Genomic DNA, 25,945 nt, shown 5'->3' with positions numbered 1-25,945 from the left:
CCCGCCGCCCCTTCCCTTCCCGTCCCTGGGGGCTGCGCCCCCAGACCCCCGCTTTCGGCCTTGACGGCCTCGTCCTCAAACGCCGGACGGGCTGATCCTTCACGGCACGACCACGATCTTCCTTCCCACCCCCGCCGCGAACTGCTCCAGTGCCTGCGGGTAGCGGGCCAGCTCGATGCGGTCGCTGATGAAGACGTCCGGGTCGAGGACGCCGTTCGCGAACAGTTCCGCCGCGCGTTCGTAGCTGTGCAGGACGGCCATGGAGCCGGTGATGGTGATCTCCTGGTTGTAGATGCGGTACGGGTCGATCTGTACGCGCGTCGCGTAGTCGGCCACGCCGAACTGGAGGAACGTGCCCGCCTTGGCGACCCGGTCCAGGCCGTCCTGGATGGCCGCCGCGTTGCCCGTGGCGTCGATGACGAGGTCCCAGCCCTGGGGGCGGTCCAGTTCGTCGGGGGTCGCGGCGGAGGCCGAGACGCCGAGGTCGCGGGCCGTCTGCAAGCGGGTCGGGTTGACGTCGACCATGTCCACGCTGGCCGCCCCGGTGCGCTTGGCCAGCTCCAGCATCATCAGGCCCATCGTGCCGGAGCCGTAGATCAGGACGTGGGCGCCGAGGCGGGACTGGAGGACGTCGTAGCCGCGGACCGCGCAGGAGAGCGGTTCGATCAGGGCCGCGTCCTGGGTACGGACGTGCTCGGGGAGCTTCACGCAGTTCGCGACCGGTGCCACCGCGTACTGGGCCGCGCCGCCCGCCGTTGTGACGCCGATGGCCGCCCAGCGTTCGCAGAGGTTGTTGTGGCCGGTGCGGCAGTAGCGGCACTCGTGGCAGTAGAGGGACGGGTCGACGGCGACCTGGTCGCCGACCGCCACCTCCGTGACCTGGGCGCCGACGCCGACGACCTCGCCGGCGAACTCGTGGCCCGGCACGATGGGGAGCTTGGGCGCGAACTCGCCCTGGAGGATGTGCAGGTCGGTGCCGCACAGGCCGCAGGCGGCGACCTCGACGACGACCTCGCGCGGGCCCGGTGCGGGGTCGGGGACCTCGGTGACGACGGCGCGGCCCACGGACTCGATGACGGCGGCCTTCATTTCACGGCTCCCAACGACAGGCCCTGGACCAGTTTGTCCTGGGCGGCGAACCCCGCGGCGAGCACCGGCAGGGAGATGACGAGCGACGCGGCGCACACCTTGGCCAGGAACAGGCCCTGGCTGGTGATGAAGCCGGTCAGGAAGACGGGGGCGGTCTCGGCGACCACGCCCGTCAGCACCCGGGCGAAGAGCAGTTCGTTCCAGCTGAAGATGAAGCAGATGAGCGACGTGGCGGCGATGCCGGGCAGCGCGATCGGGGCGACCACCCTCGTCAGGATCGTGGGCAGCTTCGCGCCGTCCACCCGTGCCGCCTCGATGATCGCGACCGGGACCTCGGCCAGGAAGGACTGCATCATCCAGACCGCGATCGGCAGGTTCATCGAGGTGTAGAGGATGACCAGCAGCCAGATGTTGTCCAGCAGGTCGGTGTTCTTGGCGAACAGGTAGATCGGCAGCAGGCCCGCCACCACCGGCAGCATCTTGGTGGACAGGAAGAAGAACAGGACGTCCGTCCACTTCTTCACCGGGCGGATGGAGAGGGCGTACGCGGCGGGCAGGGCCAGGACCAGGACGAAGAGGGTCGAGGCGATCGACGCCACCGCCGAGTTGATCAGCGCCGGCCAGGGGCTCGCGCCGCCGTCCGCGCCGAAGAACTCGCGGTAGCCGTCCAGGGTGAGGGAGGCCGCGAAGGACGGCGGGTTGGTGGCGGCGTCCTCCTCCGAGTGGAAGGAGGTCAGGGCCATCCACGCGATGGGAAGGAAGAAGACGATCCCGGCCAGCCATGCCACCAGGCCCAGGCCGGCGCCGGCCCTGCGGCGGACTCGTGCGGGCTGGGCACCGGCGGTGCCGGTGGCGGCGGGTCGTACGGCGGTGGCGCTCATGCGCGGCCGACCTCCTCGCGGAACAGGGACGACACCACGCGCAGCGCGAAGGTCGCGATGATGATCGAGCCGATGACGACCAGGACGCCCGCGGCCGAGGCGAGGCCGTTCTCGTGGGCCTGGTAGAAGCTCTGGTAGACGGTGTAGGGCAGGTTGGCCGTGCCCAGGCCGCCGGACGTGATCGTGAAGACCGCGTCGAAGTTCTGGACGATGTAGATCGAGCCGAGCAGGGCGCCGAGTTCGAGGTAGCGGCGCAGGTGGGGCAGGGTGAGGTGGACGAAGATCTGCCAGTCGCTCGCCCCGTCCACCCGGGCGGCCTCGATCTGCTGCTGGTCGCGGCTCTGCAGTCCGGCCAGCAGGATGAGCATCATGAACGGCGTCCACTGCCACACCAGCGAGGCCTCGACGGCGAGCAGCGGGGTGTCCGAGATCCAGTCCGGCTGTGGCCCGCCGACGTAGTGCAACAGGCCGTTGAGCAGGCCGTATTCGGGGTTGTAGAGGACGTGTTTCCAGAGCAGGGCGGCCGCCACGGGGACCACGAGGAACGGGGCGATCAGGAGGGTGCGGACGACGCCGCGGCCCTTGAACCTGCGGTCGAGGAGCAGGGCGAGGACCAGGCCGAGGACCAGGCTCGCCAGGACGACCGCGACCGTCAGCAGGATCGTCGTCCACACCGACTTGCGCAGGGCCGGGTCGCTCAGGACGTCGCCGTAGTTGGTGAAGCCGGTGAAGTGGCGGGCGTCCGGATAGAGGGCGTTCCAGTCGAAGAAGGAGATCACCAGGGTCGCCACGAAGGGCAGCTGGGTGACCACGATCATGAAGATCAGGGCGGGGAGGAGGGGGGCCCGGGTGGCCCAGGCCTTCAGCCGGGAGTACGGCGGGCGGACGGTGGGGCGGGCGTGGTCGGGTGCGGCCGAGGGGGCCGTGGTCGTGGCGGTCATCGTCCCTCGTACTCCTCGGAGATCTGCTCGGCGAGCTGCTGGGACTTCTTCAGGGCCTCCTCGACGGACTGGCGTCCGGCGATGGCCGCGCTGATCTCCTGGGAGACCTTGGTGCCGAGGTCGGTGAACTCGGGGATGCCGACGAACTGGATGCCGGGCGCGGGGCGCGGCTGGACACCGGGGTCCTTGGGCCTGGCGCCCTCGATGGCCTCCCTGGTCATCTCCTGGAAGGCGGCGGCCTCCTGGCGGTACGCCGGGTTCTCGTACGTCGAGGCGCGCTTGCCGGCCGGCACGTCGGACCAGCCGATCTCGTCGCCGACGAGCTGCTCGTACTCCTTGCTGGACGCCCAGGAGACGAACTTCCAGGCCTTGTCGGCGTTGCGGGAGGCCTTCTGGATGCCCCAGGCCCAGGTGTAGAGCCAGCCGGACGTGTCCGTCTTCTCGACGGGGGCCGGTGCGTAGCCGACCTTGCCCTTGACCGGGGACTGGGCCGAGTCCAGGGAGCCGGCCGCGGAGGTGGCGTCGTACCACATGGCGACCTTGCCCTGCGTCATGTTGTTCAGGCACTCGGCGAAGCCGGACTGGGCGGCGCCGGACTGGCCGTGCTCGCGGACGAGGTCGACATAGAACTTCGTCGCCTTCTCCCACTCGGGCGAGTCGAGACGCGCCTGCCAGTCCTGGTCGAACCAGGTGCCGCCGAAGGTGTTCACGACGGTCGTCAGGGGGGCCATCAGTTCGCCCCAGCCGGGCAGTCCGCGCAGACAGATGCCCTTCATGCCGGGCTCGGCGCCGTCGAGCTGCGCGGCGAGGTCGGCCACCTGGGTCCAGGTGGGGTGCTCGGGCATCGTCAGGCCCTCTTCGGCGAACACGTCCTTGCGGTACATCAGGAAGGACGACTCGCCGTAGAAGGGCTGGCCGTAGAGCTTGCCGTCGTCGCCGGTGAGGGACTCGCGCATCGGCTTCAGGATGTCCTGCTGGTCGTACGCCGGGTCCTCGGCGACGTAGGAGTCCATCGCGTGCAGCCAGTCGTTGCGGGCGTAGATCGGTATCTCGTAGTTGGAGAGGGTGGCGACGTCGTACTGGCCGGCCTGGTTGGCGAAGTCCTGGCTGATCTTGTCGCGGACGTCGTTCTCCGGCAGGACGGTGAAGTTCACCTTGATGCCGGTCTCTTCGGTGAAGTGGTCCGCGGTGAGCTTCTGCAGCTCGACCATCTGGGGGTTGTTGACCATGAGGACGTTGATGGCGTCGCCGCCGGATCCGGCTCCGCCCGCCCCGACCCAGCAGCCGGAGAGCAGCGGGGCGAGCAGCGTCCCTGCGGCGGCCATGGCGAGCGTGGCTCGCGGCAGCCTCCGTCGGCTCTGGGTTCGCATGGATCGCTCCTGAACATATGGGGAGGTATGGGGCAGCGGAGGGTGTGAGGGTGCCCTCCGGGGACGGGAGTCGGTTGGTCAGACGCGGATGACCTGCGGCCCGAGCAGGGAGTAGCGGTGGGCCTCGGCCGTGGGCAGCAGCGTGCTGGTGACGATGGCTTCGAGGGCGCCGATCTCCGCGAACCGGCAGAAGCTGACCGCCCCGAACTTCGTGTGCGTGCCCGCGAAGACGGTGCGGCGGGCGGCCCGGATCGCCTGGGCCTTGACCTCGCTGACGGCGGGGTCGGGGGTGGTGAGGCCGTGTTCGCGGGAGATGCCGTTGGCGCCGATGTACGCCAGGTCGATGACGAATCCGGCCAGCATCTTCGTCGTCCAGTGGTCGACGGTGGCGAGCGTGCCCGAACGGACCCGGCCGCCGAGCAGCAGGACGGAGGTGTCGCCGGCCTCGGCGAGCGCGCCGGCGACGGGCAGGGACGCGGTGACCACGGTCAGCGGGCGGTCCCGGGGGAGGGCCTCGGCGATGAGCCGGGGGGTGAAGCCCTCGTCGACGAAGACCGTCTCGGCGTCGCCGAGCAGTTCGGCCGCCGCGGCGGCGACCCGGCGCTTCTCCGGCACGTGGCTGGTGGCGCGGAAGGCGAGCGTGGTCTCGAAGCCGGCGCTCTCCACGGGGTAGGCGCCGCCGTGGGTGCGGCGGACCAGGCCGTGGTCCTCCAGGGCGCGCAGGTCGCGTCGTACGGTCTCCTTGGCGACGCCCAGGTCGGCGGCGAGCGCGGTGACGTCGACCGAGCCGGTGGCGCGGGCGATCCGCACGATCTCGCGTTGGCGTTCCTCCGCCGTCCTCGTGCCCATGCCCCACACCTGCCTCACCGCCTCGGCGCCGCGTCCTTGCCCGTTCGGGCCCGTGGGGCCCATGGGGGAAGTTCTACAGCGGCCGTGCGGCACTGACCAGGCCTGTTGCGGAGCCGATGCTGCCCGCTTGTGCCCGTTGCGGCCGTCGGGTGCCCGTCTCGGACCTGGGCCGCAGCGGGGCGCGGGGTGAGAACGGGCAGGGCGGATGCCCGTATGCCGAGGCGGGCGGGCCCGTTCGGTGCCCGCCCGCCTCGATGGCCGCCCGGTTCCGGTCAGTACGGCCAGATCGGGGGGTCGGTCACGAAGTGGCCGCCCAGGCGGGCGTGCGCCGGGTTGCCCGGGTCGAGGTCGCCCTGCTCGGCGATCAGCTTCTCGGCGTACGGCTCGGAGTCGTCCTGCGGCTCGTAACCGAGCGCCCGCGCGGAGGTGAGGTCCCACCACAGGCGGGTGTTGGCGGAGGAGCCGTGGACCACGGTGTGCCCGACGTTCTCGGCGGTCAGGGCGGCGTGGAAGAGACGGGCGCCGTCGGCGGGGCTCATCCACACGGAGAGCATGCGCACGCTGGTCGGCTCGGGGAAGCAGGAGCCGATGCGGACGGAGACGGTCTCGATGCCGTGCTTGTCCCAGTAGAGCTGGGCGAGGTCCTCGCCGAAGCACTTGGACAGGCCGTAGAAGGTGTCCGGGCGGCGCGGGGTGTCGATCGGGATGAGGGGGTCGTCGCCCTGGGGGCGCGGGGTGTAGCCGACGGCGTGGTTGGAGGAGGCGAAGACGATGCGGCCGACGCCCTCCTCGCGGGCGGCCTCGTACAGGTTGTACGTCCCCTCGATGTTGGCCGCCAGGATCTTCTCGAACGAGGCTTCCAGGGAGATGCCCGCCAGGTGGATGATCGCGTCGACGCCCCGGACCGCCTCGCGTACGGCCGCCCGGTCGGCGAGGTCGGCGACGATCGCGTCCGGTTCGCCCTCGACCGGGCGCAGGTCGAGCAGACGCAGCCGGTACCCGTGGTCGGGGAGCAGCTCCCGCATCAGGGTGCCGAGGCCGCCGGCGGCGCCGGTGAGCAGGACGGTGCGGGGTGCGGGCATCCTCGGGACTCCTAGGTTCCGGTGGGTCTCGTGAAGCGGCTTCCGACAGGTCTCGTGAAGCGGCAGGCGTGCGGAGGGGCGCCTGGCGTTCATATGCGTGGACACGCTAAGGAACCGGTGGTCAGCCGTCAAGGGCTGGCCTGCTTGACGGTGTTCGCGGGGCCGCTTAGCGTGGGGGCGTTCAGAAATATAGACGCAGATCATGGATATGGAATGGGGAGCGCCCGTGACCACAGCCCCTCTCGCCGCCCGGCTCACCGTGCCCAGCGGGCCGCTGTTCTTCCCCGTCACGGCGTACGCCCCCGGGGGTGAGGTCGACCTCGCCGTCTTCCGCGCGCATGTGCGCCGCGGGGTCGAGGCCGGGGCCGCCGCCGTGTTCGCCTGCTGCGGCACCGGCGAGTTCCACGCCCTCACCCCCGAGGAGTTCCAGGCCTGCGTGCGGGCGGCCGTGGAGGAGACCGCCGGACGGGTGCCCGTCGTGGCGGGCGCGGGCTACGGCACCGCCCTCGCCGTGCACTACGCGCGCCTCGCCGAGGAGGCGGGGGCCGACGGCCTGCTCGCGATGCCGCCGTACCTCGTGGTCCCCGGGCAGGAGGGGCTGCTGCGGCACTACCGGGAGGTGGCCGCGGCGACCTCCCTGCCCGTGATCGTCTACCAGCGCGACAACGCCGTGTTCACCCCTCGGAGCGTGGTCGAACTGGCCCGCACGGACGGGATCGTCGGCCTCAAGGACGGGCTCGGCGACCTCGACCTCATGCAGCGGATCGTCAGCGCCGTGCGCACCGAGGTGCCCGGCGGCGACTTCCTCTACTTCAACGGGCTGCCGACCGCCGAGCAGACCCAGCTCGCCTACGGCGCCCTCGGCGTCACGCTCTACTCGTCCGCCGTGTTCTGCTTCGCCCCCGAGATCGCCCTCGCCTTCCACCGGGCGCTCCGCGCGGGCGACGAGAGCGTCGTGCACCGTCTGCTGGACGGCTTCTACCGGCCGTTCGTCGAACTGCGCGCCCAGGGACGCGGGTACGCCGTCGCCCTGGTCAAGGCGGGCGTGCGGCTGCGCGGCCTGGACGTGGGGGAGGTGCGGCCGCCGCTGCAGGAGCCGGCCGAGGACCATGTGAAGCAGCTCGCCGAGGTGATCGAGCGGGGGTACGCGCTGCTCGACGACGTGGACGCGGCCGTGGACCTGGAGGAGGCCAAGTGAAGGCGTCGGCGTTCGTCTACCCCTGGGACGTCAACGGGGACCCGGAAGCCGCCGGCTTCATCGCGGGCACCGGCGTGGAGCAGGTGACACTCGCCGCCGCCTACCACTCCACCCGCGCCCTCACCCCCCGGCACCCGCGCCACCGCGTCGTCACCGCCGAGTACGCCGCCGTCCTCTACCCGCCGGACGCGGCCCGCTGGGAGGGCCGCGAGCCACGCCCCTACGAGGCCGGCGACTGGGCGCCCGGCGACGCCTGGGGCGAGGCCGCCGCCGCACTCGCGGACGCGGGCCTGGAGGTGCACACCTGGGTCGTCCTCGCCCACAACTCCCGCCTCGGTGCCGAGCAGCCGCACACCTCCGTCGTCAACGCCTACGGCGACCGCTATCCCTGGGCGCCGTGCATCGCGCAGCCCGCCACGCGCGCGTACCTCACCGACCTGGCCGCCGAGGCGGCCGTGCGGCCCGGGGCACGCGGGACCGAACTGGAGTCGCTCGGCTGGTACGGGCTCGCCCACCTGCACGCCCACGACAAGACCGGCGGGGTCGGGCTCGGGGACGCCGGGCAGTACCTGATGTCCCTGTGCTTCTGCCCGGACTGCCGGGAGGGCTACGGCGCGCAGGGCCTCGACCCCGACGGACTGGCCGCCGCCGTGCGCGCCGCGCTGGAGCCGGTGTGGCGGGGGACGGCCGCGTCCGACGGAGGCTGGGCGGGCGTCGAGAAGCTGCTGGGCGAGGCGTCGGCGAACGCCACACGCGCGTGGCGGGACGAAACCGCCCGCACCCTCCAGGAGGCGGCGGTCGCGGCCGTTCGCGCCGCCGCGCCCGACGGCTTCCAGGTCCTGCTGCACGCCGACCCGGTGTCGTACCACTGCGGTGCCAACGCCGGTGTCGACCCCGCGCACATCCTGTCCGTCGCGGACGGCGTGACCGTGCCCTGCACGGGCGGCGCGGGCCTGCTGACCCCGTTCGCCGAACAGGCCCGCCCCGGCGCCGTCCTCGCCGCCAACCTCACCGTGGTCTCCGGCATGGGCGGCAGCCCGCACACCCTCGCCACGGACGCCTCCCGCGCCCGCGACCTGGGCGCGACGGAACTGCGGCTGTATCACGCCGGGCTGGCGTCGGACAGCGACCTGGAGGCGGTACGGGGGGCGCTCGCGGGGCGGTGAACGGGGGTGCGCCGGCGGCCGGGGTGCGAGGGGCGGGCGGAGCCGGTCGGCCCTCGGCTGTCGCCTGTCGGCAGCGTGCCCTCGGCAGGCTCCGGGTGGGTGCGCGAGCGGGGCGGTCCGGTGTGTGACGGTGACCGAGCGGGAACGGCCCGGTTCCGCCCCGCCGACCTCCGGCCGGTGCGCCGGGGCGTCGCCGTGTCAGTCCGGGGCGGTGTCGGACGGTGAGCCGGAGGCCGGGCGGTCCGTGCGTGCCGGGTGGCGGGCGAGCGGGGCCGCCGTCGCCATGAGTGCGGCGGCGACGGCAGGCAGCAGGAGGCGGAGGTCGGTCAGCTCCACCAGGGCCGCGCCCGCGGCCAGTCCGATCACGTTCGGCGTGAAGACCAGGGAGTTGGCCGTCGCGGTGACCCGGCCCAGCAGCTGCCCCGGCGTCTCGTGCTGGACGGCGGTCAGGGCGGCGATCAGCACCGCGGGGAGCCCCGCGCCGATCGCCGCGCTGGAGGCCAGGGCCACCGCGTCGTCCGGGACGGCCCGCACCGCCACCGCCACGGCCAGCAGGGCGATCCCGGCCGCGGCGAACCGCCGCCCGCCCAGCCGCCGCAGCGCCGGGCCCGCCAGCAGCCCGACCAGCACCGACCCGGCGCCCTGGACGGCGTACAGCGCACCGGCGTACGCCGGGGAGTGCCCGAGGGCGTCGACGACGGCGTAGGCCGTGGCGCCGTTGACGCCCGCGCACAGCATCGTGGCGCCACCCGCGAGGACGAGCGGGCGCAGGCGCGGGTGCCCCCACAGGTACCGGGCGCCCTCGGCCGTCCGCCGCCGCCAGTTCGCCGCGGGCCGCTCCGGCGGCGCCTCCCGCACCCGCAGGGCGGCGTACAACCCGGTGGCCAGGACGAACGTCGCCGCGTCCAGCAGCGCCACGCTCGCGCCGCCGTACGCCGCGTACACGCCCGCCCCCGCGAGTGGCGCCACGAGCTTCATGCCCTCCGTGGCGGTCATGCGCAGTCCGTTGAAGTCGCCGAGCAGGCGGGGGTCGACGGCGGCGGCGACGAGCGCCGACTCGGCCGCGTCGTGGACGACGCCCGCCGCGCCGTACAGGAACAGCACCGCGAACAGCAGCCACACCGTGCCCGGCGAGTCCACGGCGAAGAGGGTGAGCAGGAGGCCGGCCACGAGGAGGTTCGTGGCGATCAGCAGCGGCTTGCGGCGGACGCGGTCCGCGAGCGTGCCCAGCGCCGGGCCCGCCGACGCCGGTGCCCACATGGCGAGCATGCACAGCGCCGCGAGCCCGTCCGAGCCCGTGAGGTCCTTGACCCACACACCGGCCGCCAGCCACAGCGCCGAGGTGCCGAACCCGGACACCACCACCCCACTCAGATACAGGCCCGCGTTGCGATCGCGCAGCACGCGGGCCACGGGCCAGGAATGCTGCGCCGTACTCGTTGGAGCCGTTGTCCTTGGCGTCATGCCTGGTCATCGTGGCTCTAAGGGGTGGCGGTCGGCATCGGGAAGATGCCTCGGAAACGGGCGCGGCGGCCGATGATTTTCGCGGGCGTGATCGGTCTACCTCCTCAGAGAGCCGGCCTCACGACCCCGGGAGCATCCGATGACCGACGACACCTCCACCCTCGACCTCGGACCGCAGACGCAGGTCCTCGCCCGCCTCGCCGAGGGCGTGAGCGACGCGCGGCTCGCGGACCCGACACCGTGCCCGGACCTGGCCGTCCGCAACCTGCTCGGCCATCTGACCGGCCTGGCCGTCGCCTTCCGCGACGCCGCGCGCAAGGACCTGGGCGTCACCACCGACACCAGCCCCGAGGCGACCGTGCCGGACATCGGCCCCGGCTGGCGCGAGGAGCTGGCCGAGGTGCTCGGCGAACTCGCCGAGGCGTGGCGCGCGCCGGAGGCCTGGACCGGCATGACCCGGGCCGGCGGCATCGACCTGCCCGGCGCGGTCGCCGGCGCCGTGGCCGCCGACGAGCTGGTGATCCACGGCTGGGACCTGGCCCGCGCGACCGGCCAGGAGTACCGCCCCGACCCGGCCGCCCTGCAGGCGTCGTACGACCTCCTGGCGGCGTCCGCCGAGGAGTCCGACCGGGACACCGGCATGTTCGGTCCCGTCGTCGCCGTCCCCGCCGACGCACCCCTGCTGGAGCGGGCGGTGGGGCTGAGCGGACGCGACCCCGGCTGGACCCGGCCCGCCGAGCGCGACGGAACGCGACGCGCGTAGCGCGCCACAACCGCCACAACTTTCTTTGTCAGAAGCATTGACGCGGCCCAGCGCCCCTCCTACCTTCAACGCGTCGTACTCCGTACGTCATATATGAGACGCGATACGCGAGATCAGATACGCGAGTTGCCCGTTCCGTGTCATGGGATCCGGCCTGCTCGCATCCGGCCCGCGCATCCGACGCGAGATTCCGAGAGGCGCGCATGACCTCTGTGCCCACGCCGATCCCCTCCCGCACGCAGTACGTGCTGGAGGAGATCAAACGCCGCATCCTCACCGGCCGACTGACGCCCGGCCAGGCCCTGGTCGAGACCGACCTCGCCGCACAGTTCGGGGTGTCCAAGACACCGGTGCGCGAGGCGCTCAAGACGCTGGCCGGTACCGGACTGGTCGTGATGAGCCAGTACAAGGGCGTCACGGTGCGCATGGTGGACGCGGACATGGCGCGCGAGGTCTACGACGTGCGGCTGCTCCTGGAGCCCGAGGCGCTCCGGCGCGCGGTGCGCCGGGGCGCCTCCCTGGACGCCGCCCGCGACGCGCTGGCCCGGGCCGACCAGGCCACGGACACGGCCGAACGGTCGCTCGCCAACCGCGAGTTCCACCGCGCCCTGTACGTGCCGTGCGGCAACCCGCTGCTCGGCCGGATGCTCGACGAGGTCCGCGACCAGGCGGCGCTCGTCTCCGCCGTCGCCTGGGCCGCCGACCCCTCCTGGGAGCGGGAGGCGCGCGAGCACCAGGAGATCCTGCGGCTCGCCCTCGCCGGCGACGCGGACGGCGCGGCCCGCGCCCTGCACGCGCACATCGGGTCGTTCGTCGAACGGGCCTTCCCGCACGGGGAATCCGAGGACCAGGACGTCCGGGCGGCACAGGCCCGGAAAGCCCAGGAAGAGGACGGTCAGGCATGACGACGACGTTCGAGACCCAGCGGGCGGCCCTGGCCGACGTGGTGGCGATCCCGGTGACCCCGTTCGCCGAGGACGGCTCCGTCGACCCCGCCACCTACCGGGCCCTGCTGCGTCGCCTTCTCGACGGTGGCATCACGACCCTCACCCCCAACGGCAACACCGGCGAGTTCTACGCCCTCACCCCGGCCGAGCGCAGCCTCGTCACCGAGCTGACCGTCGAGGAGGCCGGTGACCGCGCCGCGATCCTGGTCGGCGTCGGCCACGACGTGCCGACCGCGGTCGCCTCCGCCCGGCACGCCCGCGAACTCGGCGCCCAGATGGTGATGGTCCACCAACCCGTCCACCCCTACGTCTCCCAGGGCGGCTGGGTCGACTACCACCGCGCCATCGCCGAGGCCGTGCCCGAACTGGGCGTCGTGCCCTACATCCGCAACCCCCAGCTCACCGGCGCCCGGCTCGCCGAACTCGCCGACGCCTGCCCCAACGTCATCGGCGTCAAGTACGCCGTCCCGGACGCCGCCCGGTTCGCCGCCTTCGCCCGCGACGCCGGCCTCGACCGCTTCGTGTGGGTCGCGGGACTGGCCGAGCCGTACGCGCCCTCGTACTTCTCGGCGGGCGCCACCGGCTTCACCTCGGGGCTGGTGAACGTCGCCCCGGCCGTTTCGCTGAACATGATCGAAGCGCTTCGATCCGGCGACTACGTGGGCGCCATGAAGGTGTGGGAGCAGATCCGCCGCTTCGAGGAGCTGCGCGCCGCCAACGGCTCCGCCAACAACGTCACCGTCGTCAAGGAGGCCCTCGCCTCGCTGGGCCTGTGCCGCCGGGAGGTCCGCCCGCCGAGCAAGCCGCTCCCCGAGAGCGAGCGCGCCGAGGTCGCCGCCATCGCCGCGGGGTGGTCGGTATGACCGACCGGAAGTCCCCCGAACAACTCAGAAGCCACCAGTGGTACGGCACCGACGGCCTGCGCTCCTTCAGCCACCGCGCCCGCACCCGCCAGCTCGGCTACCTGCCCGAGGAGCACCTCGGCAAGCCGGTCATCGCGATCCTCAACACCTGGTCCGACATCAACCCCTGCCACGTCCACCTGCGCGACCGCGCACAGGCCGTCAAGCGGGGTGTCTGGCAGGCGGGCGGCTTCCCGCTGGAGTTCCCGGTCTCCACGCTCAGCGAGACCTTCCAGAAGCCGACCCCCATGCTCTACCGCAACCTGCTCGCCATGGAGACCGAGGAGCTGCTGCGCTCCTACCCGGTCGACGGCGCCGTGCTGATGGGCGGCTGCGACAAGTCCACCCCCGCCCTGCTCATGGGCGCCGCGTCGGCGGACCTGCCCGCCGTCTTCGTGCCCGCCGGGCCCATGCTCCCCGGACACTGGCGCGGCGAGACCCTCGGTTCCGGCACCGACATGTGGAAGTACTGGGACGACAAGCGGGCCGGCCTCATCGGCGACTGCGAGATGCAGGAGCTGGAGAGCGGCCTGGCCCGCTCGCCCGGCCACTGCATGACGATGGGCACCGCCTCCACGCTGACCGCCGCCGCCGAGGCCCTCGGCGTCACGGTCCCGGGCGCCTCCAGCATCCCGGCCGTCGACTCCGGGCACGACCGGATGGCCGCCGCGGCCGGACTGCGCATCGTCGAGCTCGTCCACAAGGACCGCAGGCTCAGCGACATCCTCACCGCGGATGCCTTCGAGGACGCCGTCACCACCGTGCTCGGCCTCGGCGGCTCCACCAACGCCGTGATCCACCTGATCGCCATGGCGGGCCGCGCCGGGGTCACCCTCACCCTCGACGACTTCGACCGCATCGCCCGCACCGTCCCGGTGCTGGCCAACGTCCGCCCCGGCGGACAGACGTACCTGATGGAGGACTTCCACTTCGCCGGCGGCCTGCCCGGCTTCCTCTCCCGCATCCCGGACCTGCTCCACCTGGACCGGCCCACCGTCTCGCACGACACGATGCGCGAACAGCTGGCGGACGCCCTCGTCCACAACGACGACGTCATCCGCCCGCGGGACAACCCCGTCGCGGACGAGGGCGGGGTCGCCGTCCTGCGCGGCAACCTCTGCCCGGACGGCGCCGTCATCAAGCACATCGCCGCCGAACCGCACCTGCTCAAGCACACCGGCCCGGCGGTCGTCTTCGACGACTACCGGACGATGCAGCGGACCATCAACGACCCGTCGTTGAACATCACCGCGAACAGCGTGCTCGTCCTGCGGGGCGCCGGCCCCAAGGGCGGCCCGGGCATGCCCGAGTACGGGATGCTGCCCATCCCCGACCACCTGCTCAAGCAGGGCGTGCGCGACATGGTCCGGATCTCCGACGCCCGCATGAGCGGCACGAGTTACGGCGCGTGCGTGCTGCACGTGGCGCCCGAGTCGTACGTCGGCGGACCGCTGGCCCTGGTGCGCAGCGGTGACCCCATCACCCTCGACGTCGAGGCGCGCACCCTGCACCTGGGCGTGGACGACGCGGAGCTGGAGCGCCGCAGGGCCGCGTGGACACCGCCGCCCGCCCGCTACGAGCGCGGTTACGGCGCCCTCTACAACGAACAGATCACCCAGGCCGACACCGGCTGCGACTTCGAGTTCCTGGCCCGCCCGGGCAAGGTGCAGGACCCGTACGCGGGCTGAAGCAGCCGACCGCACCCACCCACCACGTTCACGGAAACGGCCGTGGACCCCGCGCCCTTAGAAAGCGCTTCACCCCGCACGAACCACGCACGACGCACCAGAACGGAGAACTGTCATGGCCCAAGCCGCAGCCGTGGCGAAACCGCCCGCGCCACCCCGGCGGCGCCGTGCCTCCGCCACGCCGCGCAGGCTCCCGTACCTGCTGATCGGACCGGCCGCCCTGCTGATGCTGGGCTTCATCGCCTACCCGGTCATCAGCGTCTTCTACTACAGCCTGCAGCACTACAACCCCACCAAGCCCTGGCGGGACGGCTACGCGGGTTTCGACAACTTCGTCAAGATCTTCACCGACGACCCGATGTTCTGGGACACCCTCGTCTTCAGCGCCAAGTGGGTCTTCGTCGAGGTCGGACTGCAACTGCTCTTCGGTCTGGCACTGGCACTCATCGTCAACCAGACCTTCGTGGGCCGCGGCATCGGGCGCGCCATGGTCTTCTCCCCGTGGGCCGTCTCCGGCGTGCTGACCTCCGCGATCTGGGTGCTGCTCTACAACTCCCAGACCGGCATCACCCGTTACCTCGCCGACATGGGCATCGGGGAGTACGGCACCAGCTGGCTGTCGGACACCTCGACCGTGTTCTCCGCGGCGGTCGTCGCCGACCTGTGGCGCGGCGTGCCCTTCTTCGCGATCCTCATCCTCGCCGACCTCCAGTCCGTCTCGAAGGACCTGTACGAGGCCGCCGAGGTCGACGGGGCCAGCCGGCTCAAGCAGTTCTGGCACATCACCCTGCCCCACCTGAAGGACGCCATCATCCTGTCCACGCTGCTGCGCGCGGTGTGGGAGTTCAACAACGTCGACCTGCTCTACACGCTGACCGGCGGCGGACCCGCGGGCGAGACCACGACACTGCCGCTGTACATCGCCAACACCAGCGTCGACGCCCATGACTTCGGCTACGCGTCGGCCCTGACCACGGTCGCGTTCGTGATTCTGCTCTTCTGCTCGATCGTCTACCTGCGGCTGAGCAAGTTCGGAGGCGAGAACAAGTGATCACCAAAGAGGCCACCGTGGCCGCCCCCGCCCCCGAGCGGGTCGCCCCCGCACCGCAGGGGCGCCCCAAGAAGCGCCCGGCCTGGGACGAGGTACCCCGTTGGCAGATCTACCTGCCGCTCGGCATCTACCTGATCTTCACCCTCGTCCCGTTCTACTGGATCCTGCTCTTCGCGCTGCGCCCGGCCGGCTCGACCTCGCTCGTGCCCTGGCCGATGACCTTCGACCACTTCGAGAAGGTGTGGACCGACCGTGCCTTCGGCACGTTCTTCCAGAACAGCGTGATGGTCGGGCTCGCGACCCTGGTGATGACCACGCTCGTCGCCCTGGCCGGCGGCTACGCCCTCGCCCGGTTCGACTTCAAGATCAAGCGGGCCTTCATGCTCGCCCTGCTCTGCTCCCAGTTCGTGCCCGGCGCGCTGCTGCTCGTCCCGCTGTTCGAGATCTTCGCCGAACTGCAGATGATCAACTCGCTCGGCAGCGTCATCATCGCCGAGACGGTCTTCCAGCTGCCGCTGTCGATCATCCTGATCAGCAACTTCATCAAGAACGTCCCGTACTCCCTGGAGGAGGCCGCCTGGGTCGACGGCTGCGGCCGGATGCGGGCCTTCCTGGTCGTCGTCCTGCCGCTGCTGCGGCCGGGTCTGATCGCCGTCGGTTCCTTCGCCTTCGTGCACTCCTGGAACCACTTCCTGTTCGCCCTGATGTTCCTCAACAACCAGAGCAAGCAGACCATCCCGGTCGGCCTCAACACCCTGATGAGCGCGGACAGCGTCGACCTCGGCGCGCTCGCCGCCGGCGGCATCATCGCGGCCGTCCCCGTCGTGCTCGTCTTCGCCTTCATCCAGAAGTGGCTGATCACCGGCTTCAGCGCGGGGGCGGTCAAGGGATGAGACTGCGACAGGCGGCCGTCGCCGCCGGACTCCTGAGCCTGCTCTGCGTCCCCGCCGAGGCCGACGACACCCGGGACATCGGCCGCGAGACTCTCTCCCCGAACGACGGCTGGGCCGCGGCGGAAGGCGGCACCACGGGCGGCGCCGCGGCCGACGACACCCACGTGTACACCGTGACCGACCGGGCCGGACTCGTCCGCGCCCTCGACAACGGCAGCGACACCCCGAAGATCATCCGGATCGCCGGGACCATCGACGCCAACACCGACGACGAAGGACGCCGGCTGGACTGCGGCGACTACGCGACCGACGGCTACAGCGTGAAGAAGTACCTGGCCGCCTACGACCCCCGCACCTGGGGACATGCCAGGCCCAGCGGCCCGCAGGAGGAGGCCCGCAAGGCCTCCGCCGCCCGGCAGGCCGAACGGATCGTGCTGCCCGTCGGTTCGAACACCACCCTCGTCGGCCTCGGCGGCGACGCCGTCCTCAAGGGCGCGAGCCTCCAGGTGAAGAACGCGGACAACGTCATCGTCCGCAACCTCGAACTGCGGGACGCCTACGACTGCTTCCCCGTCTGGCAGCCCAACACCGGCGGCCTCGGCGACTGGAAGACGGCCTACGACAACCTCTGGCTGAACGGCGCCACCCACGTCTGGGTCGACCACGTCACCGCGAGCGACAAGGGCCACCCGGACGAGAAGGAGCCCACCTACTTCGCCCGCAACTACCTGCGCCACGACGGCCTGCTCGACATCACGAACGGCTCCGACCTGATCACCGTCTCCTGGAGCCGGTTCGCCGACCACGACAAGGCGATGCTCATCGGCAACAGCGACTCGGCCACCGGCGACCGCGGCAGGCTCCGGGTCACCCTGCACCACAACGAGTTCGCGTCCGTCGCCCAGCGCTCCCCGCGCGTCCGCTTCGGCCAGGTGCACCTCTACAACAACCGGTACGTCGTCGACGACGGGGACGCGGACTACCGCTACTCCCTCGGCGTCTCCACCGAGTCCGCCCTGTACGCGGAGAACAACGCCTTCACCACGCCCGGCCACGTCGAGGTCGCCGACCTGGTCAAGAGCTGGAACGGCAGCGCCCTGCACCAGAGCGGCACCCTCTTCAACGGCTATCCGGTGGACCTGCTCGCCATCCACAACGCCTACAACTCGGGCAGCGAACGCGACCTGACCGCCGACGTCGGCTGGACGCCCGTCCTGCACGGCCCGGTCGACGGCGCCGCCGAGGCCGACCGGGCGGTGGCGAGGGGCGCGGGCGCGGGGAGGCTGCGATGAACACCTCGCTGCCCGTCGTCCTCGCCGGCGCCCGCGGTCACGGCCGCTGGCACGTCGCCAACATCCGCCGCCTGGAGCGGGCGGGACTGGTCCGGCTGGCCGGCATCTGCGAACTCACCCCGCTGACCGAGGAAGAGGCCGGCGGCGAACTCCCGGAGCAGTCCGCGGACTTCGGTGCCCTGCTCGACTCCACCGGCGCCCGGATCGCCGTGATCTGCACGCCGATCCCCACCCACACCGACCTCGCCCTGACCGCCGCCCGCAAAGGCGTGCACCTGCTGCTGGAGAAGCCTCCGGCACCGTCGTACGCCGAGTTCCGGCGCATGGCGGACGGGGTCGCCGAGGCCGGCGTCGTCTGCCAGATCGGGTTCCAGTCACTGGGCTCGCACGCCGTGCCCGCGATCCGCGAGCTGGTCGCCCAGGGCGCGGTCGGCGACGTGCTGGGCATCGGCGGGGCCGGGGCCTGGGTGCGCGACGAGGCCTACTTCCGCCGGGCACCCTGGTCGGGCAAGCGGCGGCTGGGCGGCGCCGACGTGATCGACGGGGCGCTCACCAACCCCCTCGCGCACGCCGTCGCCACCGCGCTGGCGCTCGGCGGCGGCACCCGCGCCGAGGACGTCACGGACATCGAGACCGAGCTGAGCCACGCCAACGACATCGAGGCCGACGACACCTCCTGCGTGCGGATCACCACCGCACGCGGCCGGCGGATCACCGTCGCCGCGACCCTGTGCGCCGAGCGGGCCGACGAGCCGTACGTCCTGGTGCACGGCAGCAGCGGCCGCATCACCTTCTGGTACAAGCAGGACCGCGTCCTGCTCCAGCGCGGCGGCCACGGCCCCGAGGAGTACGAGTACGACCGCACCGACCTGCTGGAGAACCTGGTCGCGCACCTCACCACCGGCGCCGCCCTGCTGGTCCCCCCGGACGAGACGGGCGCCTTCATGCGGGTCGTGGAGGCGATCCGCCGGGCCTCCGACCCGGAGCGACTGCCCGACGCCGCCTGGCGCCGCGTCCCCGGCGAGAGGCGCCGCGTGGTCCCCGGCATCGACGGCCTCGTGGCCGCCGCCGCCGACACCCTCTGCCTCTACTCCGAACTGGGCGCCCCCTGGGCACCGCGCACGGAGCACCCGCTGAAAGAGGTGAGCACCCGATGACCGGCACCGACTTCCAGGTGCTGCGCGTGGCGGGCCGCCCCGTCGGCCGCTACGTCACCCGGCCCGACCTGCCGCCCCGGCTCTCCCCGCGTCCCTACCTGCACCCCGTCACCACCCTGGCCGGCACCGCGGTGACCGAGTTCAGCCCCGCCGACCACCTCCATCACCTCGGCGTCGGTGTCGCCGTTCCCGACGTCGAGGGCCACAACTTCTGGGGCGGACGCACCTACGTCCGCGACCGGGGCCCCACCGAACTGGACAACCACGGCACCCAGCGGCACAGCGCCTTCCAGCTCCGCGACCCCGACGGCTTCGTCGAGGAGCTGCGCTGGGTCGCCGCCGGCACCGACCTGCTGCGCGAGCGCCGTACGGTCGCCGCCACCGCACTCACCGACACCGCCTGGGCGCTGGACTTCACCTTCTCCCTCACCAACGTCACCCCCGCCCCGCTCACCATCGGCAGCCCCGCCACCAACGGACGCCCCGGCGCGGCCTACGGCGGCTTCTTCTGGCGCGCCCGCAAGGAGAGCACGCCCCCGGCCGTCTTCACCGCCGACCGCGAGGGCGAGCCGCAGGTGCACGGCCGCCGCGCCGACTGGCTGGCCCTGGCCGGCGACACCTGGACGCTGGTCTTCGCCGGGGCCACCGAGCGCACCCGCCGCGATCCGTGGTTCGTGCGCACCGAGGAGTACCCGGGCGTCGGTTCCTCCCTCGCCCACGTCGACCGGCCGGCCATCGCACCCGACGACACCCTCGTCCGCCGGATCGTCACCGTCGTCGCCGACGGCCGCCTCGACGCCGACGGCGCCGCGACCCTCGTACGAAAGGCATTGAGCTCGTGACCCCCGAGACAGCGGCCACCTACACCAACCCCGTCCTGAACGCCGACTGGTCCGACCCGGACGTCGTCCGCGTCGGGGACGACTTCTACCTGACCGCATCCAGCTTCGGCCGCGCCCCCGGCCTGCCGCTGCTGCACTCCCGCGACCTGGTCAACTGGACCCTGGTGGGCCACGCCCTCGACCGCCTGGAGCCGGCGGAGGCCTTCGCGACGCCCCGCCAGGACTGCGGGGTCTGGGCTCCCTCCCTGCGCCACCACGACGACCGCTTCTGGATCTTCTGGGGCGACCCCGACCACGGGATCTACCAGGTCAACGCCCCCGAGATCGGCGGCCCGTGGACCGCGCCCCACCTGGTCAAGGCGGGCAAGGGACTGATCGACGCCTGTCCGCTGTGGGACGAGGAGACCGGCGAGGCCTACCTCGTGCACGGCTGGGCCAGGTCCCGCTCCGGGATCAAGAACCGCCTCACCGGCCACCGCATGCACCCCGACGGCACCGGAGTCCTCGACGAGGGCGAGGTGATCGTCGACGGCGACCGCCTGCCCGGCTGGTTCACCCTGGAGGGCCCCAAGCTCTACCGGCACGACGGCTGGTTCTGGATCCTCGCCCCCGCCGGCTCGGTGGAGACCGGCTGGCAGGGCGCCTTCCGCTCCCGCGAGTTCTTCGGACCCTACGAGGAGAAGGTCGTCCTCGAGCAGAAGGACACCGACGTCAACGGCCCCCACCAGGGCGGTTGGGTGCGCACCCCGGCCGGGGAGGACTGGTTCCTGCACTTCCAGTCGCGCGGGGCGTACGGGCGCGTGGTGCACCTCCAGCCGATGAGCTGGGGCGCGGACGGCTGGCCGGTCCTGGGCGACGACGGCGCTCCCGTCGCCGAGCACACCCGCCCCGCCCTGCCCCCGCAGGCGCCCGCCGCGCCCGCGACCGACGACGACTTCCCCGGCGGACGGTTCGGCCACCAGTGGTCGTGGGCGGCCAACCCCCGCGACGGCTGGGCCGCCCGGCATGCCGGAGACGGGCTGCGGCTGGCCTGCGTCCGCTCGGCCGACGTGCACGACCTGCGCAAACAGCCGAACGCGCTCACCCAGCGGCTGCCCGGCGTCCCCTCGGTCGTCGAGGTGGAGCTGAGCCTGGACAGCGAGGAGCCGGGCGCGCGGGCCGGGCTCGCGGTGCTCGGCGACGCCTACCGCTGGATCGGGCTCCAGCGGGACGCCGACGGCACGGTGCAGCTGGTGCACCGGTTCGCCGATGCGGTGGCCGAGTCGGTGACCGGGACCGAGCGGGACGCCGACCGTCCCCGCCCCGTGCCCGGCGGCCGGGTCCGGCTGCGGGTCGAGACCGTCGCCGGAGCCCGCTGCCGCTTCTTCTACGACCTCGGCGACGGCCCCCGCGCCACCGGCCGGGAATTCGCCGCCACCCCCTGGCGCTGGGTCGGCGCGCTGCTCGGTCTGTTCGCGCTCGCGCCCGCCGGCCAGGGCGACGCCGGCACGGCCGGCTTCACCCGGTTCCGGATCACACCCCAGTAACCCTCCTCATTCACAGGCCTGTTGGGAGTCGCAATGACGCATCTCCGTAGCAAGCGCTTCCCGGGAAGCGGCGGAACCCTCGCCGCCGTCCTGGGCCTGGTCGCGGCCCTGGCCCTCGGGGCGCTCGGCGAGGCCCGGGCGGCCCCGGGCCCGGAGACCGGGAACCCGCGCTTCACCGACCGGCCGCACGGCTTCGCCTCCCTCGCCGGCGGTACCACCGGCGGCGCGGGAGGGGAGGTCGTCACCGTCACCGACCAGGCCTCGCTGGCGCAGTACGCGGCGGCCGAGGAGCCGTACGTCATCCGGGTGGCGGGCGCGATCGACGTCGAGCCCTTCGGCGCGGAGATCGAGGTCGGCTCGAACAAGACGATCATCGGTGTGGGCGACACCGGCGAGATCGTCCACGGGGAGCTGCACCTGAACCCCGGCACGTACAACGTGATCATCCGCAACCTGACGATCCGCGACTCGGCGGTCCCGGGCAACTGGGACTGCAAGGACACCGACTTCGACGGCATCCAGATGGACACCGTCCACCACGTGTGGGTCGACCACAACCGCTTCTCGAACATCTGCGACGGGCAGCTGGACGTCCGCAAGGACAGCGAGTACGTGACCGTGTCCTACAACCGGTTCGAGAACAACAACAAGACGTTCGGTCTGGGCTGGACGACGAACGTCAGGACGCAGATCACCATCGACCACAACTGGTTCGCGAACACCAAGCAGCGCAACCCCTCCGTGGACAACGCCGCCTACGCGCACCTGTACAACAACTATCTGACGGCGCAGGCCGATCCGGGCGACCCCGTGTGGACGTACGGGAACTGGTCGCGCGGCGCCACGAAGATGGTCATCGAGAACAGCTACTACCGGGACGTCCAGCACCCCTACCAGGCCGACCCCACCGCGGAGCTGGTGCAGCGCGGATCGATCCTGCGCAACACCACGGGCCGCCACGACGCGTGGGGTGCCGCCTTCGACCCGCGTGACTTCTACGCCTACCGGCTCGACCCGGCGGCGGCCGTGCCCGCCCTCGTCAAGCGCTTCTCCGGACCGCAGAAGCAGCTCGGCATCCACTGACCACCGACCCCCCCCCCACGCGTTCAGCACGTTCACCTCTTTCGTTGGATCCAGAAGAAGAGAGCCGACCGATGAAGATCAGCATGCGCAGCAGCAGAAGCACAGGCAGGCGCCGGACCTCCGCCGTCGTCGCCCTGGGGGCCGTACTCGCGCTGACCGCCACCGCCTGCGGTGACGACGGCAGCGGGGCGGGCGGTGACGAGGGCGCCGAGGGCAGCGGCAAGGGCAAGATCGTCTTCTGGGACAACAACGGCGGTATCCGTACGGCCGTCTGGAAGGAGATCATCGCCGAGTTCGAGAAGGCGAACCCGGACATCGACGTCGAGTACGTCGGGATCGCCGCCACCGAGTACCAGTCCAAGGTCGACACGGCCATCCAGGGCGGGGGCCTGCCGGACGTCGGCGGCGTCGGCGCGGCGATGCTCGCCGGGTTCTCCGCCCAGAACGCGCTGGAGCCGCTGGACAACCGGCTCACCGGGTCGTCCCTGAACGGCAGGGTCAACAAGGACATGATCGAGTCGCTGCGGGCCGCCGGTGGCGGCGACGGCCGGCTGTACTCGGTGCCGACCTCGGCCAACAACGGCGTCCTCTACTACCGCACCGACCTGTTCGAGAAGGCGGGCCTGGAGGCGCCGACGACCTGGGACGCCTTCTACAAGGCCGCCGACGAGCTCACCAACGCCGGCAAGAACGAGTTCGGCTACACCATCCGCGGCGGCTCCGGCTCCATCGCCCAGGCGCTCGACGCGATGTACGGGCAGTCCGGCATCACCTCCTTCTGGGACTCCGAGAAGAAGAACACGACCGTCAACGACCCGAAGAACGTCGAGGCGCTGGAGAAGTACGCGGCCCTCTACAAGAAGGCCACGCCGGCCGCCGACGTCAACAACGACTTCGCCAAGATGGTCGCCCAGTACGACTCGGGCACGATCGGCATGCTCAACCACAACCTGGGCTCCTACCAGGACCACGTGAAGGCGCTCGGCGTCGACAAGTTCCGCGGCATCCCGCAGCCGGTCGGCGCCTCCGGCGAGCGCGTCCAGGTGTCCAACCCGGTCGACGGGCTCGGGATCTTCAAGAGCTCCAAGAACAAGGAGGCCGCCTGGAAGTTCATCGAGTTCGCCACGTCGCACGCGCAGAACTCGAAGTTCAACGAGTCGGCGGGGCAGGTGCCGTCGAACACGGAGGCCGCGAAGGACGCGTGGATCCAGAAGGCGGAGCCCACGAAGCTGGCGGCGGAGGCGCTGAACGACGGGTCTACGACCATTGTGCAGCTGCCGTACTACCTGCCGGACTGGAACACGATCTCCAAGGCGGACAACGAGCCGAATCTGCAGAAGGTGCTGCTCGGGAAGTTGAGCGCGAAGTCGTTCCTCGATGGCATGGCCGAGCAGCTGAATGAGGCGCAGGCCGAGTGGAACGAGCAGATGGGGTAGTTGTTCCGGGTTTCGCCGTGGGGCGGCCTGTCGCATGCGGGCCGCAGGCCGTCCCTGGCTTGTCGCGCCCACGCGGCGGAGCCGCACATCAATACAGCCCCGCGCCCCTGGGGAGCTGTCCATCCCCCTCTGAAAGGCACATCGGCGTGTCACTCACCCGAAGACAAGTCACTTCAGCCGCCGTCTCCGCCATTCCCCTGGCCCTTGCCGCGACCGGCACCGCTCAAGCCGGTGGGCACCGGGGCCGGACCCTCTTCATTGCCGGTGACTCCACCGCCGCGCAGAAGTACTCCGATGCCGCGCCCGAGACCGGGTGGGGAATGGCGTTGCCGTTCTTTCTTCGCAAGGAGCTCGGTGTCGCCAACCATGCCGTGAACGGGCGGAGTTCCAAGAGCTTCGTCGACGAGGGGCGGCTCGATGCCGTGCTCGGTCTGATCCGGCCCGGTGACCTTCTCCTCGTCCAGTTCGCGCACAACGACGAGAAGGACGAGGACCCCACCCGCCACACCGAGCCCTGGACCACGTACCAGGAGCATCTGCGCCTGTACGTCGAGGGCGCCCGGGCCCGCGGGGCGCGGCCGGTGCTGGCCACGCCCGTCGAGCGGCGCCGGTTCGACGCGGCCGGGACCGCGCGGCCCAGTCACGGGGAGTACCCGGCGGCGATGCGGGCGCTGGCGCGGGAGGAGGGCGTGGCGCTGCTCGACGTCGAGGCGCTGTCGCTCGCGCTGTGGCAGCGGCTCGGCCTCGAGGGGACCAAGGCGTACTTCAACTGGACCGCCACCGAGCAGGACAACACCCACTTCAATCCGCCGGGCGCGATCGCGGTCGCCCGGCTCGTCGCGCGGGAGCTGCTGCGCACGCGGGTGCTGGCGCACCGGGACGTGCGCCGGCTGGACGAGGAGATCCCCGAGTCCTGGATCGACTGGCCCGCGCCGGCCACCGCGTAACACCCCCCGAACCTCGGAAAAGGGAGAGCCGCACCATGAGCACACAGAGATGGCATGGGCATGCCACAGCTCGCACCAGAGCCGCCGCGCTGGTCGGCTGCACGGCGCTCGTGCTGAGCCTGACCGCCGCCACCGCGCAGGCCCGGCCCGGCCAACACCAGCAGCGCGACACCGCCCGGCAGACGCTGCCGGCGAACGACGGCTGGGCGTCCCACGGCACCGGCACCACCGGCGGGGCCGCCGCCGACGCGGAGCACGTGTACACCGTCACCACCTGGGCCGAGTTCAAGGCCGCCCTCGCCGCCGACCCCGGCGCGCCGCGGATCATCAAGGTCAAGGGCACCATCGACGCCGTCTCCGAGGGCTGCGCCGCCTTCGCCGCCCCCGGCTACGACTTCGACGCCTACCTGGAGAAGTACGCACCCGAGAAGTGGGGCCTGGAGACCGACCTGAGCGCCGAGCCCGACGACAGCCCCGAGGGCCTGCGCCGTGCCTCCGCCGCCCGGCAGGACCAGTCCATCAAGGCGAACGTCCCCGCCGACACCACCGTCATCGGCGTCGGACGCAACGCCGGACTCAAGGGCGCCAGCCTCCAGATCAAGGGCGTGGACAACGTCATCGTCCGCAACCTGACCTTCGAGAGCCCCGTGGACTGCTTCCCGCAGTGGGACCCCACGGACGGCGACAAGGGCAACTGGAACTCCGAGTACGACAGTGCCGTCGTGTACGGGTCGACGCACGTGTGGCTGGACCACAACACGTTCACCGACGGCGAGCATCCCGACAGCGAGGCGCCCACCCACTTCGGCATGCTCTACCAGCAGCACGACGGCCAGCTGGACATCGTGAAGGGCGCCGACCACGTCACCGCGTCCTGGAACGTCTTCGCCGAGCACGACAAGACGATCCTGATCGGCAACAGCGACAGCGAGTCCACCGCCGTCGGTGACCGCGGGCACCTGAAGGTCACCTTCCACCACAACCTGTTCAAGAACCTCGTCGAGCGCGCGCCCCGCGTCCGCTTCGGCCAGGTCGACGTCTACAACAACCACTTCGTGGCCGGCGAGGACTACGCCTACAGCTTCGGCATCGGCAAGGAGTCCCAGCTCGTCGCCGAGCACAACGCCTTCACGCTGCCGGACGGGGTCAGCCCCGCCAAGGTCCTGAAGAAGTGGAGCGAGGCGCCGGTGACCGCGGCGCACAACCGGGTCAACGGCCGCACCGTCGACCTGATCGCCGTGCACAACGAGGAGATCCCGGGCGAGACCCTCCAGTCGGGCGCGGGCTGGACCCCCACCCTGCGCACCACGGTCCTGCCGGCCTGGGCGGTCCCCTTCGCGGTCGACCACGGCGCGGGCGCCGGCCGCCTGCGCTGACG

22 protein-coding genes and 1 pseudogene are annotated in these 25,945 nt (G+C 71.7%); 16 read left to right on the top strand and 7 right to left on the bottom strand.

Annotation, left to right across the window (positions count from 1 at the left end; translation table 11 throughout):
- Positions 1-99: 99 nt before the first annotated feature.
- The 6 genes from ACIGO6_RS33080 to ACIGO6_RS33055 form a co-directional block, all read right to left on the bottom strand.
- Positions 100-1,089 carry a zinc-dependent alcohol dehydrogenase family protein gene (locus ACIGO6_RS33080; RefSeq protein ID WP_399882797.1) on the bottom strand — a complete coding sequence of 330 codons (990 nt, stop codon included), beginning with the start codon at positions 1,087-1,089 and terminating at the stop codon, positions 100-102.
- Entirely contained in the window at positions 1,086-1,970 is an 885-nt protein-coding gene (locus ACIGO6_RS33075) for a carbohydrate ABC transporter permease (RefSeq protein WP_399882795.1), read from the bottom strand. The genes ACIGO6_RS33080 and ACIGO6_RS33075 overlap by 4 nt, the downstream gene beginning before the upstream one ends.
- The gene (locus ACIGO6_RS33070) at positions 1,967-2,911 is read right to left on the bottom strand and encodes a carbohydrate ABC transporter permease (RefSeq protein ID WP_399882793.1); all 945 of its coding nucleotides are present in this window, start codon (positions 2,909-2,911) and stop codon (positions 1,967-1,969) included. Before ACIGO6_RS33070 ends, ACIGO6_RS33075 begins: the two co-directional genes overlap by 4 nt.
- The gene (locus ACIGO6_RS33065; protein ID WP_399882791.1) at positions 2,908-4,281 is read right to left on the bottom strand and encodes an ABC transporter substrate-binding protein; all 1,374 of its coding nucleotides are present in this window, start codon (positions 4,279-4,281) and stop codon (positions 2,908-2,910) included. The genes ACIGO6_RS33070 and ACIGO6_RS33065 overlap by 4 nt, the downstream gene beginning before the upstream one ends.
- 78 nt (positions 4,282-4,359) lie before the next feature.
- Complete coding sequence (locus ACIGO6_RS33060; RefSeq protein ID WP_399882789.1) at positions 4,360-5,130, bottom strand: DeoR/GlpR family DNA-binding transcription regulator; 771 nt, start codon at positions 5,128-5,130, stop codon at positions 4,360-4,362.
- 272 nt (positions 5,131-5,402) lie between these two features.
- Positions 5,403-6,212 carry an NAD-dependent epimerase/dehydratase family protein gene (locus ACIGO6_RS33055; protein ID WP_399882787.1) on the bottom strand — a complete coding sequence of 270 codons (810 nt, stop codon included), beginning with the start codon at positions 6,210-6,212 and terminating at the stop codon, positions 5,403-5,405.
- Between the two features lie 226 nt (positions 6,213-6,438).
- On the opposite strand from ACIGO6_RS33055, the gene ACIGO6_RS33050 reads away from it, so the two are divergent.
- Positions 6,439-7,410 carry a 5-dehydro-4-deoxyglucarate dehydratase gene (locus ACIGO6_RS33050; protein ID WP_399882785.1) on the top strand — a complete coding sequence of 324 codons (972 nt, stop codon included), beginning with the start codon at positions 6,439-6,441 and terminating at the stop codon, positions 7,408-7,410.
- Positions 7,407-8,576, top strand: a complete 1,170-nt coding sequence (locus ACIGO6_RS33045) for a hypothetical protein (protein WP_399882783.1) — start codon at positions 7,407-7,409, stop codon at positions 8,574-8,576. Before ACIGO6_RS33050 ends, ACIGO6_RS33045 begins: the two co-directional genes overlap by 4 nt.
- 198 nt (positions 8,577-8,774) lie before the next feature.
- Here ACIGO6_RS33045 and ACIGO6_RS33040 read toward each other — a convergent pair whose 3' ends face one another.
- Complete coding sequence (locus tag ACIGO6_RS33040) at positions 8,775-10,040, bottom strand: MFS transporter (protein WP_399882781.1); 1,266 nt, start codon at positions 10,038-10,040, stop codon at positions 8,775-8,777.
- Between the two features lie 139 nt (positions 10,041-10,179).
- Here ACIGO6_RS33040 and ACIGO6_RS33035 point away from each other — a divergent pair, with 139 nt between their 5' ends.
- From ACIGO6_RS33035 to ACIGO6_RS32970, 14 genes and pseudogenes are all read left to right on the top strand, one after another.
- The gene (locus ACIGO6_RS33035) at positions 10,180-10,803 is read left to right on the top strand and encodes a TIGR03086 family metal-binding protein (protein ID WP_399882779.1); all 624 of its coding nucleotides are present in this window, start codon (positions 10,180-10,182) and stop codon (positions 10,801-10,803) included.
- A gap of 203 nt (positions 10,804-11,006) precedes the next feature.
- Complete coding sequence (locus ACIGO6_RS33030; RefSeq protein WP_399882777.1) at positions 11,007-11,708, top strand: GntR family transcriptional regulator; 702 nt, start codon at positions 11,007-11,009, stop codon at positions 11,706-11,708.
- On the top strand, positions 11,705-12,613 hold the full coding sequence (locus ACIGO6_RS33025; RefSeq protein ID WP_399882775.1) for a dihydrodipicolinate synthase family protein: 909 nt from the start codon (positions 11,705-11,707) through the stop codon (positions 12,611-12,613). The genes ACIGO6_RS33030 and ACIGO6_RS33025 overlap by 4 nt, the downstream gene beginning before the upstream one ends.
- Positions 12,610-14,340 (top strand): L-arabinonate dehydratase, encoded by a 1,731-nt coding sequence (gene araD / locus ACIGO6_RS33020; RefSeq protein WP_399882773.1) that lies wholly within the window; start codon positions 12,610-12,612, stop codon positions 14,338-14,340. The genes ACIGO6_RS33025 and araD overlap by 4 nt, the downstream gene beginning before the upstream one ends.
- A gap of 115 nt (positions 14,341-14,455) precedes the next feature.
- Positions 14,456-15,391: a carbohydrate ABC transporter permease gene (locus tag ACIGO6_RS33015; protein WP_399882771.1), complete on the top strand. Its 936-nt coding sequence runs from the start codon at positions 14,456-14,458 to the stop codon at positions 15,389-15,391.
- Positions 15,388-16,284: a carbohydrate ABC transporter permease gene (locus ACIGO6_RS33010; protein WP_399882769.1), complete on the top strand. Its 897-nt coding sequence runs from the start codon at positions 15,388-15,390 to the stop codon at positions 16,282-16,284. The genes ACIGO6_RS33015 and ACIGO6_RS33010 overlap by 4 nt, the downstream gene beginning before the upstream one ends.
- On the top strand, positions 16,281-17,576 hold the full coding sequence (locus ACIGO6_RS33005; protein WP_399882767.1) for a polysaccharide lyase family 1 protein: 1,296 nt from the start codon (positions 16,281-16,283) through the stop codon (positions 17,574-17,576). The genes ACIGO6_RS33010 and ACIGO6_RS33005 overlap by 4 nt, the downstream gene beginning before the upstream one ends.
- Positions 17,573-18,733, top strand: a complete 1,161-nt coding sequence (locus tag ACIGO6_RS33000; protein WP_399882765.1) for a Gfo/Idh/MocA family protein — start codon at positions 17,573-17,575, stop codon at positions 18,731-18,733. The genes ACIGO6_RS33005 and ACIGO6_RS33000 overlap by 4 nt, the downstream gene beginning before the upstream one ends.
- The gene (locus ACIGO6_RS32995; RefSeq protein ID WP_399882763.1) at positions 18,730-19,575 is read left to right on the top strand and encodes a PmoA family protein; all 846 of its coding nucleotides are present in this window, start codon (positions 18,730-18,732) and stop codon (positions 19,573-19,575) included. The genes ACIGO6_RS33000 and ACIGO6_RS32995 overlap by 4 nt, the downstream gene beginning before the upstream one ends.
- Entirely contained in the window at positions 19,572-21,101 is a 1,530-nt protein-coding gene (locus ACIGO6_RS32990; RefSeq protein WP_399882761.1) for a family 43 glycosylhydrolase, read from the top strand. The genes ACIGO6_RS32995 and ACIGO6_RS32990 overlap by 4 nt, the downstream gene beginning before the upstream one ends.
- Positions 21,102-21,134: 33 nt before the next feature.
- A pseudogene (locus ACIGO6_RS32985) lies at positions 21,135-22,175 on the top strand (polysaccharide lyase family 1 protein); the annotation flags it as partial.
- Between the two features lie 80 nt (positions 22,176-22,255).
- Entirely contained in the window at positions 22,256-23,620 is a 1,365-nt protein-coding gene (locus ACIGO6_RS32980) for an ABC transporter substrate-binding protein (protein ID WP_399882759.1), read from the top strand.
- 146 nt (positions 23,621-23,766) lie between these two features.
- The gene (locus ACIGO6_RS32975) at positions 23,767-24,567 is read left to right on the top strand and encodes a rhamnogalacturonan acetylesterase (RefSeq protein WP_399882757.1); all 801 of its coding nucleotides are present in this window, start codon (positions 23,767-23,769) and stop codon (positions 24,565-24,567) included.
- A gap of 35 nt (positions 24,568-24,602) precedes the next feature.
- The gene (locus ACIGO6_RS32970; RefSeq protein ID WP_399882755.1) at positions 24,603-25,943 is read left to right on the top strand and encodes a polysaccharide lyase family 1 protein; all 1,341 of its coding nucleotides are present in this window, start codon (positions 24,603-24,605) and stop codon (positions 25,941-25,943) included.
- Positions 25,944-25,945 lie beyond the last annotated feature (2 nt).

Source organism: Streptomyces sp. NPDC053750, assembly GCF_044544295.1.
Taxonomy (GTDB): domain Bacteria; phylum Actinomycetota; class Actinomycetes; order Streptomycetales; family Streptomycetaceae; genus Streptomyces.
This window is presented reverse-complemented; position numbering and strand designations above follow the sequence as displayed.